The sequence below is a fragment of the Pseudomonas quercus genome, assembly GCF_012033695.1.
In the GTDB taxonomy this organism is placed as follows: Bacteria; Pseudomonadota; Gammaproteobacteria; order Pseudomonadales; family Pseudomonadaceae; genus Aquipseudomonas; species Aquipseudomonas quercus.
The window spans coordinates 60,721-72,943 of sequence record NZ_JAAVJI010000010.1 but is presented as its reverse complement, the minus strand read 5'-3'; the positions used below and the strand labels follow the sequence as shown (position 1 = coordinate 72,943).

Here is a 12,223-nt window from a genome sequence, read left to right as displayed (position 1 = left end):
CGCAATCTGCGCCCCAGGACTATTTGCGGTTTGGCTTGAGCAGGGCTTGCGCCTGGGCCTGAAGGTCTGGTGGCAGGAAGTCCTTGTCCGGGTTGTAGTCCGGCTTGAGGTACTGCCCCAGGTCTTGCAAGTCTTGGGGGCTCAGGGTCCCGGCAGCCTGTTTCAATCGCAGGTTGTCCAGAATGTAGTCGTAGCGGCTGTTGTTGTAGTCCCGTACCGAGGCATACAGCTGGCGTTGGGCGTCCAGTACATCCACGATGTTGCGGGTGCCCACCTGGTAGCCGATTTCCGTGGCCTCCACGGCGCTCTGGTTGGAAATGATCGACTGCTTGCGCGCGCCCACCAGTTCCACGTCCGTGTTGACCGCGCGATGCAGGTTGCGGGTGTTCTCTACCACCTGGCGGCGCAGGCCTTCGCGGCGGTATTCGCTCTGGCTGAAACGCTGATAGGCCTCACGTACCTGGGAGCTGGTCAGGCCACCACTGTACAGCGGAACCTCCAGGCGCAAACCAATGGTGCGCCGCTCCACATCGCCACCGTACTCCAGCCCGTTGATACCGGTCGGGTTGCTCAACTGGAAATTGTCGTTGTCGCCCTTTTCGTATTGGGCGATGGCGTCCAGGGTAGGGGCATGCCCGGCCTTGCGCTGACGCAGCGTCTGTTCGGCGGCATCCACGGCAAAGTTGCTGGCCTGCAACTGCAGGTTCTGCTGTGACGCCGTATCCACCCAGGCGCGGGCGTCATTAGGCAACGGCGGCAGTATGGGCAGGGTATGCACTACACCCTGAATCGCGTTGTATTCCCGGTTGGTCAGGGTGATAAGGGCCTGGAAGGCATCGGCCACCTGGCGTTCGGCCAGGCTGCGATTGGCGCGCGCGGTATCGTAGCTGGCTTGGGACTGCAGCTCGTCGGTCTTGTCCGTGAGGCCCACGGTAAAGCGTTCCTTGGACTGGTCCAGTTGCCGGCGCAAGGCATTTTCTTCTGCACGTGCCGTGGCCAAGCCATCCTGGGCGCGCAGCACGGCAAAATACCGCTCGGCGGTTTGCAGGATAAGGTTCTGCTCGGTGTACGACAGTTCCAGCCCCGCCTGCTCATCGGTGGCCTTTGCTGCCTTGAGCTGGAACCAGCGGTCCGCTCGGAAAATCGGCTGGCTAAGGCTTGCCCGATAGGACGTGCCACTGCGGGTGGCCGTTCTGGCGGGTTGCTCCAGGGCCAGACGAGTGTCGTTTACGTCGGCGCCCGCGGACAGGTTCGGCAGCAGCCCGGCGCGGGCTTGGGGTACGGCTTCCTGGCGCGCTGCGAAGTCTGCGCGCGACGCCGCCAGGTCTGCGTTGTTCTCGGTCGCCTGCTGGTACACGCTCATCAGGTCATTTTGGCTGGCCAACGGTGCGGTGGCCGCATAAGCGCCCAAAGCCTGCAAGCCCACCATCCCCACTGCCACCCGTATTGCGCGAAACATAGTCAATCCTTTGTTATTAAGCCCACCACTGCAGCCTGGCCTGTACGACCTGCGCGGGGGAAGTATTATCCATGAGCGGTTGGCGTTACCACTGCTATGTGGCTATGCTTTGCATCGTTCTTGTCGGGGTGCCCCAAGCGAGGGGCTGAGATCGGATAATTCCGGATCCCGTTGAACCTGATCAGGTTGATGCCTGCGTAGGGAACAAGATTTCTCGCTTCCCGGCGAGTCCTCTTTGTGCTCGGTCCGGGATGTCGTTTGCGAAAACGCCTCTTTCCGTTCCAGCACAGCTTCGCTGCCACAGGTCCATTGCGCCCCAGGTTCGCCTCGACGTTCCTTTGCCTGGCTGGAGCACCTGTATGAGCGATCAGAAAAACAACGTATCTCACCTCAGTGAATCGGCCCAGGTCGATCAGCAGTCCGTCCAACCCTTGCCACGGTCCCGCAAGGTGTACGTCCAGGGTTCTCGCCCGGACATCCGCGTGCCCATGCGCGAAATCAGCCTCGACGCCACACCCACGGACTTTGGCGGTGAAATCAACCCGCCGGTGGTGGTGTATGACACATCGGGCCCCTATACCGATCCCACTGCCCGCATCGATGTACGCAAAGGCCTGGCCGATGTACGTTCGGGCTGGATCGATGACCGGGGCGACACTGAACGCCTTCCAGGCCTGAGCTCCAGTTTTGGGCAGCAGCGCCTGGCAGATGCCGAATTGACCAAGCTGCGCTTCGCCCACGTGCGCAACCCGCGCCGCGCCAAGGCAGGCGCCAACGTGAGCCAGATGCACTATGCCCGGCAAGGCATCATCACCGCTGAGATGGAGTACGTCGCCATCCGGGAGAACATGAAGCTGCAGGAAGCCCGGGCAGCCGGCCTGTTGACCGACCAACACCCCGGTCATAGTTTCGGCGCCAGCATTCCCAAGGAAATCACGCCCGAGTTCGTGCGCGATGAAGTGGCCCGCGGCCGGGCGATCATCCCTGCCAACATCAACCATACCGAGCTGGAACCGATGATCATCGGGCGCAACTTCCTGGTGAAGATCAATGGCAACATTGGCAACAGCGCGCTGGGGTCGTCCATTGAGGAGGAAGTAGCCAAGCTCACCTGGGGTATCCGCTGGGGGTCGGACACCGTCATGGACCTGTCCACAGGCAAGCATATCCATGAAACCCGTGAGTGGATCATCCGCAACTCGCCGGTGCCTATCGGCACCGTGCCCATCTACCAGGCCTTGGAAAAAGTGGGCGGAGTGGCCGAAGACCTCACCTGGGAGCTGTTCCGTGACACGCTGATCGAACAGGCGGAGCAGGGCGTGGACTACTTCACCATCCACGCCGGGGTATTGCTGCGCTATGTGCCTCTGACCGCCAAGCGCGTGACCGGGATTGTCAGCCGTGGCGGTTCGATCATGGCCAAGTGGTGCCTAGCCCACCACCAAGAGAACTTCCTGTACACGCATTTCGATGAAATCTGCGAAATCATGAAGGCCTATGATGTGAGTTTCTCTCTGGGCGACGGGTTGCGCCCCGGTTCCATTGCCGATGCCAACGACGCAGCCCAGTTCGGCGAACTGGAAACCCTGGGCGAGCTGACCAAGATCGCCTGGAAGCACGACGTGCAGTGCATGATCGAAGGGCCGGGCCATGTGCCCATGCAGTTGATCAAAGAGAACATGGACAAGCAGCTGGAATGCTGCGACGAGGCGCCGTTCTATACCCTCGGCCCACTGACCACAGACATTGCCCCTGGCTACGACCACATCACCTCTGGCATTGGCGCGGCGATGATCGGCTGGTTCGGCTGCGCCATGCTCTGTTACGTCACCCCCAAGGAGCACCTGGGGCTCCCCAACAAGGATGATGTGAAAACCGGGATCATCACCTACAAGATCGCTGCCCATGCCGCCGACCTGGCCAAGGGGCACCCTGGGGCGCAGATCCGTGACAATGCCCTGTCGAAGGCGCGCTTCGAATTCCGCTGGCAGGACCAGTTCAACCTGGGGCTGGACCCGGATACTGCACGGGCGTACCACGACGAAACCCTGCCGAAGGAGTCGGCCAAGGTGGCGCATTTCTGCTCCATGTGTGGGCCGAAGTTCTGCTCCATGAAAATCACCCAGGAGGTACGCGAGTACGCAGCGAACCAGATTCCCAGCGTGGAGGTAAACGCCGAAGAGGGGATGCGCCAGCAGGCCCAGCGGTTCAAGGCCGAAGGCAGCCAGCTGTATCACAAGCTTTGAAACCCTGCGCGCCTGGCTAAGCCGGGCGCTCGTTTATCTTGCTGCGAGAGCCTGCCCCTTGACTCACTATTCGCCTGACCTTCCTGTTGCACCTGAGCACCGTGTATTCGGTGCCCGTGATCTGTTTACCCTGTGGTTCTCCCTGGGCGTCGGCCTGATGGTCTTGCAGACCGGCGCTTTGTTGGCACCGGGCCTTGGCCTGGCCCACGGCGTGCTGGCCATTGTGCTGGGCACGGCGGTGGGGGTGCTGCTGCTGGCTGCCGTGGCGGTGATTGGCGCCGATACGGGCCTTTCAGCCATGGCTTCGCTCAAAACCAGCCTGGGCCGCCAAGGCGTGATGCTCCCTACGCTGCTCAACCTGTTGCAGTTGATAGGGTGGGGGGCGTTCGAGCTGATCGTGATGCGCGATGCGGCCAGTCTGTTAGCCACCACCCGCTGGGGTGAAGCCAGCCCATTGGCCAACCCACTGCTTTGGACCCTGGCCTTCGGTGCCTTGGCCACCCTCTTGGCTGTAGGCGGCCCGCTCACCTTTGTGCGTCGTGTATTGCGCAGGTGGGGTATCTGGCTGTTGCTGGCCGCGTGCCTGTGGCTGACCTGGAACCTGTTTGCCAAGGCAGACCTGGCAGCACTCTGGGCGCGTGCAGGGGATGGCTCCTTGAGTTTTGCCGTAGGGTTCGACATCGCAATCGCCATGCCGCTGTCCTGGCTGCCGCTGATTGCCGACTACTCCCGTTTTGGCCGGTCGGCACGTCAGGTATTCACGGGTACGGCCTTGGGCTTCCTGCTGGGCAATGTCTGGCTGATGGGCCTGGGAGTGGCCTATACCTTGGCGTTCGCGCCCAGTGGGGAAACCAATGCGTTGCTGCTGGCCCTGGCAGGGGCAGGCCTGGGCATTCCGCTGCTGCTGATTTTGCTGGACGAGTCCGAGAATGCGTTTGCCGATATTCATTCGGCAGCGGTTTCTACGGGCCTGCTGGTGCGGCTGAAGGTTGAACACCTGGCGGTGATGGTGGGCGTGGCCTGTACCCTCATTGCCGCGTTCGCGCCGCTGGCCCAGTACCAGAACTTCCTGCTGCTGATCGGCTCGGTATTCGCGCCACTGTTCGGTGTGGTGTTGGTGGACCACTACCTGCTGCGCCGGCGTCGTGTGGCAGGCACCTGTCCGGCATGGCGCGCCCCGGCAGTGATAGCGTGGCTAGCGGGGATTGTGCTGTACCACTTCTTGGCCCGTTACTGGCCAAGCGTGGGCGCCACGCTGCCATCCTTGGTCATGGCAGGAGCGCTGCACGGAGTACTATCAAAAATGCTTAGCGGCGTGGGCGCAGTTCCGGCCGGATCACACCGTTGAGCCGGGCATAGGGGATTTTCAGCTCGATGTGGCCCATGGCGTACGGCGCGATGCTATAAACATTGTATTTGAGCACCACTGCATCAGACGCCAGGGCGATGTTGTCAGTGCGCTGGAACGGCCAGTTCTTGATGAATTCAGCGTCCTGGTCCAGCTTGGACGCGATCAGCCAGCCCCGGTGCGCTTCCTGGGCAGCCAGCCAGAAGGTGGCTTCCTGGCCTGGCACTACCATGTCGGCCAGGCTCAGTGCCTTATGTTGCTCGCGTGACCACGTAATGAACCCGCGGCCCGGCATGCCATGGGCACCACCGGTGTCCAGGTAGCTGGACAGTTCCACAATCACCAGCCCGTCATGCTGTTCCCTTACCTTGGCTTGCAGGTAGGTGGCGTTGCCAGTTTGTGCTCTGCCCAGAAACTGTTGCTCGTAGGCCGGCAATGACGCCGTGGGCGCAACATCTGGATTGTCCTGCGTCATTTGGACCAGGCGTTGCTGTACAAGCGTATCCAGCGCAGGCTCATCGGGAAAATGCACGGTATCCAGGTTTACCAGCGGGCAGTCTGCTGTGGTACAACCGGGCTTGATGTGTTCCCAGGCCTCACGCTCGGTTTTGAGCGGTTTGTCGTAATTGGGTTGAAAAAGGCTTTGGCAGGCGCCAAGACTCAACGCTAGAAGCGCCAGCGCTGAAATTTTCAAGGGTGACATGGAAATCCCTGGCGATGATGAAGTCGGGGTTGGACTATAAACGCTAAGGCGAGTTCGCCATAGGCTTACGGCGCTGCATTAGGCACGCGGGTTGCAGGTGTGTCAGGCACGTGCAACCCAAACGATGGGAAAAGAGGATTCGTATGACAGACGCTAACCATTCGGTGCCGACGAAAGTCGAGATCACCCGCCGCGAAAACTGCTTCAAGGGTTTCTACAAAGTAGACAAGCTGTTCCTGCGCCATGAACTGTTCTCGGGCGGGCTGTGCAAGGAAATCAGCCGCGAGCTGTTTGTGCGTCACGACGCTGTGTGCGTGCTGCCCTACGACCCCCAGCGGGACGAAGTGGTGCTGATCGAGCAGTTTCGCGTAGGGGCCATGGGCAAGGTAGCTAACCCCTGGCTGATTGAAATGGTCGCCGGCTTGATCGACAAGGACGAACAGCCCGAAGAGGTTGCACACCGCGAAGCGGAAGAGGAAGCTGGGCTGAAATTCCAGGCGCTGTGGCCGATAACCAAGTACTTCCCATCACCAGGCGGCAGCGACGAATACGTTCACCTGTACCTGGGCCGGTGCTCCAGCGAGGGCGCGGGCGGGTTGCATGGCTTGGAAGAAGAAGGCGAAGACATCCGTGTACGGGTGTGGGCCTTTGAAGATGCACTGCAGGCGGTACGCGATGGCAAGATCATCAATGCCGCCGCACTGATTGCCATTCAATGGCTGGCGCTGAACCGCGAAGAAGTCAGGGGGTTGTGGAAGTGAATTTGTTGCGCGAACGCTACCGGGTCGATCTGGCCGGTTTGCAAGCGGCCTGCGAGGCCAACTATGCACGCTTGATGCGCCTGCTGCCCGGCATGCGCGGGGAGCAGCGTTTGCGCCATATTGGCCTGAGCCAGGGTGACCGGGCATTGGGCGTGATCAGCCTTGAAGTTATCCAGGCCAGCCCCTACACCACCACGATCAGTGTGAGCCAGAAGCACAGCCTGCCGTGGCTGCCTGTGCCTCGCATGGAAGTGCAGGTGTACCACGATGCCCGCATGGCCGAAGTGATCGGTGCCCAGCACGCACGCCGCTTCCACGGTATCTACCCTTACCCCAATGCAGCCATGCACCAGCCGGACGAGAAGGCCCAGCTGAACCTGTTCCTGGGCGAGTGGTTGAGCCATTGCCTGGCATGCGGGCATGAGTATGAGCATGTGAGGTAGCACAGGCCTGTTGGACCGGGCATAGCCGGGAACAGGCGCTTCCAATACGCAAGCCAGTGCTTTGGCTGTCGAAATTACCCGTCAATATCGCGCTTTTCGCCCAACCACACCATAATCCTAGGTGTATTCGCCTTGGGCTGTGTACGAAATGTTCTGACGCAAAGGTCAGGCCGGGCCGCGCAGGCAAGGCGAAAACAGCTCGGGCCGCGCAGGCGAGGAAGCGGACTGGGCCCGCATTCGGGTTTACTGGTTGTAAATGAGCATTCCGAGCCTGGGCGGCCCCAGCTGTTTTCAACGCAGCATCACCGAGTGTCAGGACTTTTCATACATAGCCTAGGAGACGGCCCTTGCCTGACCGACATATAGCCCCCGACGCCTCGGTCCTGTTGTTGCAACTGACCGATAGTCACCTGTTTGCCGAAGCCGAAGGCACGCTGCTGGGCATGAACACGGCTGACAGCCTGCGTCAGGTCGTGGCACGGGTGATGGCCGAGCTGCCAGCAGTGGACCTGATGATTGCCACAGGGGACCTGTCCCAGGACGGCACGGTAGCGTCGTACCAGCGCTTTCAGGCCATGACCGCTTGTATCGATGCGCCTCACCGCTGGATGGCAGGCAACCACGACGAAGCGGCGATCATGGCGGACCATTTCGGTGCTACCGAATTGATGCAGCAGGTGGTGGACATCGGCAACTGGCGTATCACGCTACTGGATTCGTCCGTGTCCGGATCAGTGCCGGGCAGGCTGGCTGACGACCAGCTTCAGGTGCTTGAAAACGCCTTGAAGGGTGCGCCCGAACGTCACCATCTGGTATGCCTGCATCACCATCCGGTGTCCATCGATTGCAAGTGGATGGAGCCGATCGGCCTGCGCAATGCCGAGGCCTTCCTGGCCATCATCGACCGTTACCCGCAGGTGCGCGCCATTCTCTGGGGGCACGTGCACCAGCACCTGGACCGCGAGCGCAACGGTGTACGGCTACTCGCCACGCCATCCACCTGTGTGCAGTTCGAACCTTTGAGCGAGGCATTCGCGGTGGACCGTATCGCACCTGGGTATCGCTGGCTGCATCTGCACCCTGATGGCACCCTGGATACCAGCATCTCTCGCGTGCCGGGTTTCGAATTTGCCCCAGGGTTCGGGGGCAGCGGTTATTGAAAAGGCCCACCTGAGATACACTTGGCCGTCTTCAATTCATCCGCCAAGGGGGCCATGTGTTTGCTTCTATCCTGTACATACACGGGTTCAACAGTTCGCCCGCATCGCAAAAAGCCCGCCAGCTGGTCGCGGCGGCGGCGCAGCTGGGGCTGGAAGAGCACGTGTGCGTTCCTGCCCTGCATCACCATCCGCGCCAGGCGATGGCTCAGTTGGAAGCGGCAATTGTAACCTCGGGCAAACCGCTGCTGGTCGGTAGCTCCCTTGGCGGCTACTATGCCACCCACCTGGCACAGCGGCATGGGCTCAAAGCATTGCTGATCAACCCGGCGGTCAATCCGCATCGGCTGTTCAATGGCCAGTTTGGCCCCCAGCGCAACACCTATACCGGTGAGCCATGGCAGCTTACCCAGGACCACGTGGACGCCTTGGTCGAACTCGAGTTCGCGCCGCCCCTGGCAGGCGACCGTATTCAGGTCTGGCTGCAAACCGCTGACGAAACCCTCGACTACCGCCGGGCCATGGTCTTCTACCAAGGCTGCAAGGTAGATGTGCGCGAAGGTGGCGACCACAGCTACCAGGGCTTCGCCCAGCGCCTGCCGGATGTATTTCGGATGGCCGGCGTCGAACCGTCGCGGTGCGATACCCTCGACTGTGACGCCCTGTGAATTTTCACCACGAATCAACTAAGAGAACCCATGGCCACTCCTAGCGCTAGTTCTTATAACGCCGACGCCATCGAAGTCCTCTCGGGCCTCGACCCGGTGCGTAAACGCCCGGGCATGTACACCGACACGCAGCGGCCCAACCATTTGGCCCAGGAAGTCATCGACAACAGCGTGGACGAAGCGTTGGCTGGGCACGCCTCATCCATCCAGGTCATTCTGCATGCCGACCACTCGCTTGAAGTGATCGATGACGGGCGCGGCATGCCCGTGGACATCCACCCGGAAGAGGGCGTGCCCGGTGTGGAGCTGATCCTCACCAAGCTGCACGCTGGCGGCAAGTTCTCCAACAAGAACTACCAGTTCTCCGGCGGCCTGCATGGTGTGGGCATTTCCGTGGTGAACGCCTTGTCCAACCTGGTGCGCGTGCGGGTGAAGCGAGACGGCCAGGAATACGAAATGACTTTCGCCGACGGCTTCAAGGCCACGGACCTGAAAGTCATTGGCACCGTGGGCAAGCGCAATACCGGCACCAGTGTGTACTTTGCACCGGACCCGAAATATTTTGATTCCCCCAAGTTCTCCATCAGCCGCCTCAAACACGTGCTCAAGGCCAAGGCAGTACTGTGTCCAGGCCTGTCAGTCACCTTTGAGGACAAGGCCAGCGGCGAGAAAACCGAGTGGCACTACGAGGATGGCTTGCGTTCCTACCTGGCCGACGCGGTCAGCGAGTTCCAGCGCCTGCCTACCGAGCCGTTCTGTGGCAGCCTGGCAGGCAACAAGGAAGCCGTAGACTGGGCCTTGCTGTGGTTGCCTGAAGGGGGCGACAGTGTTCAGGAAAGCTACGTCAACCTGATTCCTACCGCCCAGGGCGGCACCCATGTGAATGGCCTGCGCCAAGGGCTGCTTGATGCCATGCGCGAGTTCTGCGAGTACCGCAACCTGCTGCCGCGCGGCTTGAAGCTGGCGCCGGAAGACGTGTGGGAGCGCATCGCGTTTGTGCTGTCGATGAAAATGCAGGACGCCCAGTTCTCTGGCCAGACCAAGGAACGGCTGTCATCCCGAGAGGCAGCAGCCTTCGTGTCCGGTGTGGTGAAGGATGCCTTCAGCCTGTGGCTCAACGCGCATCCTGAGCTGGGCCTGCAATTGGCCGAACTGGCCATTAACAATGCCGGGCGCCGCCTGAAGGCCAGCAAAAAGGTGGAGCGCAAGCGCATCACCCAAGGCCCAGCACTGCCGGGCAAGCTGGCCGACTGTGCCGGGCAGGATCCGGCCCGTGCCGAGCTGTTCCTGGTAGAGGGGGATTCAGCCGGTGGCTCCGCCAAGCAGGCGCGGGACAAAGAGTTCCAGGCCATCCTGCCATTGCGTGGCAAGATCCTGAACACTTGGGAAGTGGACGGCAACGAAGTATTGGCCAGCCAGGAAGTGCACAACATTGCCGTGGCTATCGGGGTCGACCCGGGGGCCACGGACATCAGCCAGCTGCGCTACGGAAAAATCTGCATCCTGGCGGACGCCGATTCCGACGGCCTGCACATTGCTACCTTGCTGTGCGCGCTGTTCGTGCAGCACTTCCGCCCCCTGGTCGATGCGGGTCATGTCTATGTGGCCATGCCGCCGCTGTACCGCATCGACTTGGGCAAGGAAATCTACTACGCCCTGGACGAAGCCGAGCGAGATGGCATCCTGGACCGCCTGGTCGCTGAAAAGAAGCGTGGCAAGCCCCAGGTCACTCGCTTCAAGGGGCTGGGTGAAATGAACCCGCCTCAGTTGCGCGAAACCACCATGGACCCTAACACCCGCCGGCTGGTGCTGCTCACCTTGGAAGATTTCTCCCACACCAGCGAAATCATGGACATGCTGTTGGCCAAGAAGCGCGCCAGCGACCGCAAAAGCTGGCTCGAAACCAAGGGTAACCTGGCCGAGGTGCTTAGTTGATCCGTGTGCTACTGGCCATGGGGTTGCTGTCAGCCACCATGGCAGTTGCCCAGGCCGCAGCGGCTGTTCCGGAGCTCGCCTTCGAAGGTGAGTACCCCATAGAGGGTATGCGTGGCGGCAACCTGTCCGGTTTTGCACTGTGCGCGGGCGAACTGTGGGCTGTGTCAGACCGGGACGATGACCAGGTGTATCGCATGGACAGGTCCGCAGCGGTATGGCAAAGCCAGGCCCTGACGTTCAAGGCCCCGCCAGCGCCTGACATGGGCTTGCCTACAGGTATTGTCGCGCGCACGGTCGCAGCAGGCCTGGTACGCGGCGGCAGCCTGGACTTCGAAGGTATCGCCTGCGACGCGCGCCAACAGCTGTATTTGGTGAGCGAGGCCAAGGCGGCCGTATTGCGCATTGCACCAGGTGGCGACGCCGCTTGGCTGCCACTGCCTGCCAGCATCGTGGCCGAGGCGCGCCAGCGCGGTATGCTTCACCACTTCAATGCCATTTTCGAAGGCCTGGCCATGGACCCGAAAGGGCAACGCCTGTGGCTGGCGGCCGAGCGTGAAAAGCGTGGCCTGCTTGCCTTGCAGTTCGGCGCGGATGGTTGGGCCTGTGGCAAGGCCTGCGTGTTGCTGAGCGAGGGCGGTTCAGAAGATGTACCACCCCCTATGCGCACGGGTGCAAGTTATGCCAAGGACTTTTCCGACCTTACCTGGTTCAAGGGCAAGCTGTTCACGTTGGAGCGCAACGCCTACAAGCTGTGCCGCCGCGACGCTGACACCGGTGCGGTTGAACGCTGCTGGTCGTTCGCTGACACGGGGCTGCAACCCTCCCGGCGCTATGACCAGCCGTATGGCCTGACCGAGGCGCTGGCGCTGGACGATACGGGCGCCTGGGTTGGCACAGACAATAACAACTGGGTACGCGCCGATGGCGAGCGGCGTCCTGTGGCCTGGCGGTTTGCCGCGCCGGCCGGCGGTTGGGAGGCCCCTTGACGTCCGCACCGGGCCGGCAAGCGGGGCGTTGGCTGATGGCGCTGGCCTGGGTGGCCGGGCTGTTCCTGGCATCGCGTTTCTTCGGCGACTGGGAGCAGAAGCAGGAAAACCCCAACCGCGAGATAAGCTCTACCCATGGCGCGGGCTTTGTGGAAGTGCGCTTGCAGGGTAACCGTCAGGGCCACTTTGTGGCAGAGGGCGGCGTCAATGGTCAGAAGGTCAGTTTCATGATTGATACCGGTGCGACCGACGTGGCAATCCCAGCCGCCGTGGCCAGCCGCCTCAACCTGGACAAAGGCATGCCGGTGACCCTGAACACCGCCAATGGCGCAGCCCAGGGTTATCGCACGCGGCTAACCAGCCTGGAGCTAGGTGATATTCGCCTGGCGCAAGTTAGCGCTGTCGTGGTGCCTGGGCTGCCGGGCGAGCAGATACTGTTGGGCATGAGTGCCTTGAGACGACTTGAATTCACGTTGCGCGACGGCAATATGCTGTTGCGCCAGAACACCCATTGATG

The 12,223-nt window shown here is 61.5% G+C and carries 11 protein-coding genes and 1 riboswitch; of the genes, 9 read left to right on the top strand and 2 right to left on the bottom strand.

Translation table 11 applies throughout. The features are described from left to right. Positions 1 to 19: 19 nt before the first annotated feature. Complete coding sequence (locus HBH25_RS16165) at positions 20 to 1,459, bottom strand: TolC family outer membrane protein (protein WP_168084966.1); 1,440 nt, start codon at positions 1,457 to 1,459, stop codon at positions 20 to 22. A gap of 114 nt (positions 1,460 to 1,573) precedes the next feature. After that, positions 1,574 to 1,680: riboswitch (TPP riboswitch) on the top strand. A 138-nt stretch (positions 1,681 to 1,818) separates the two neighbouring features. On the opposite strand from HBH25_RS16165, the gene thiC reads away from it, so the two are divergent. Together thiC and cytX are read left to right on the top strand one after the other, a co-directional pair. Next, positions 1,819 to 3,705 (top strand): phosphomethylpyrimidine synthase ThiC, encoded by a 1,887-nt coding sequence (gene thiC, locus HBH25_RS16160; RefSeq protein ID WP_168084965.1) that lies wholly within the window; start codon positions 1,819 to 1,821, stop codon positions 3,703 to 3,705. 58 nt (positions 3,706 to 3,763) lie between these two features. After that, positions 3,764 to 5,053, top strand: a complete 1,290-nt coding sequence (gene cytX, locus HBH25_RS16155; protein WP_178089015.1) for a putative hydroxymethylpyrimidine transporter CytX — start codon at positions 3,764 to 3,766, stop codon at positions 5,051 to 5,053. Here cytX and HBH25_RS16150 read toward each other — a convergent pair. Further along, positions 5,013 to 5,756 (bottom strand): RsiV family protein, encoded by a 744-nt coding sequence (locus HBH25_RS16150; protein ID WP_168084964.1) that lies wholly within the window; start codon positions 5,754 to 5,756, stop codon positions 5,013 to 5,015. The genes cytX and HBH25_RS16150 overlap by 41 nt on opposite strands. A 143-nt stretch (positions 5,757 to 5,899) precedes the next feature. Between HBH25_RS16150 and HBH25_RS16145 the strand changes: the two genes are divergently transcribed. The 7 genes from HBH25_RS16145 (at position 5,900) to HBH25_RS16115 (ending at position 12,221) form a co-directional block, all read left to right on the top strand. Continuing rightward, a complete protein-coding gene (locus HBH25_RS16145; protein WP_168084963.1) occupies positions 5,900 to 6,517 on the top strand; it encodes an NUDIX domain-containing protein in 618 nt (205 codons plus the stop codon). Further along, positions 6,508 to 6,960 (top strand): DUF1249 domain-containing protein, encoded by a 453-nt coding sequence (locus HBH25_RS16140; RefSeq protein WP_168084962.1) that lies wholly within the window; start codon positions 6,508 to 6,510, stop codon positions 6,958 to 6,960. The genes HBH25_RS16145 and HBH25_RS16140 overlap by 10 nt, the downstream gene beginning before the upstream one ends. A 347-nt stretch (positions 6,961 to 7,307) precedes the next feature. Beyond that, positions 7,308 to 8,120 (top strand): 3',5'-cyclic-AMP phosphodiesterase, encoded by an 813-nt coding sequence (gene cpdA, locus HBH25_RS16135; RefSeq protein WP_178089013.1) that lies wholly within the window; start codon positions 7,308 to 7,310, stop codon positions 8,118 to 8,120. 56 nt (positions 8,121 to 8,176) lie between these two features. After that, positions 8,177 to 8,785, top strand: coding sequence for a YqiA/YcfP family alpha/beta fold hydrolase (locus HBH25_RS16130; protein ID WP_168084961.1), 609 nt, complete (start codon positions 8,177 to 8,179; stop codon positions 8,783 to 8,785). Positions 8,786 to 8,815: 30 nt separating this feature from the next. Beyond that, the gene (parE, locus tag HBH25_RS16125; protein ID WP_168084960.1) at positions 8,816 to 10,720 is read left to right on the top strand and encodes a DNA topoisomerase IV subunit B; all 1,905 of its coding nucleotides are present in this window, start codon (positions 8,816 to 8,818) and stop codon (positions 10,718 to 10,720) included. Next, on the top strand, positions 10,717 to 11,706 hold the full coding sequence (locus HBH25_RS16120; RefSeq protein ID WP_168084959.1) for an esterase-like activity of phytase family protein: 990 nt from the start codon (positions 10,717 to 10,719) through the stop codon (positions 11,704 to 11,706). The genes parE and HBH25_RS16120 overlap by 4 nt, the downstream gene beginning before the upstream one ends. Continuing rightward, positions 11,703 to 12,221, top strand: coding sequence for a retropepsin-like aspartic protease family protein (locus HBH25_RS16115; RefSeq protein ID WP_168084958.1), 519 nt, complete (start codon positions 11,703 to 11,705; stop codon positions 12,219 to 12,221). Before HBH25_RS16120 ends, HBH25_RS16115 begins: the two co-directional genes overlap by 4 nt. The last annotated feature ends 2 nt before the right edge of the window (positions 12,222 to 12,223 follow it).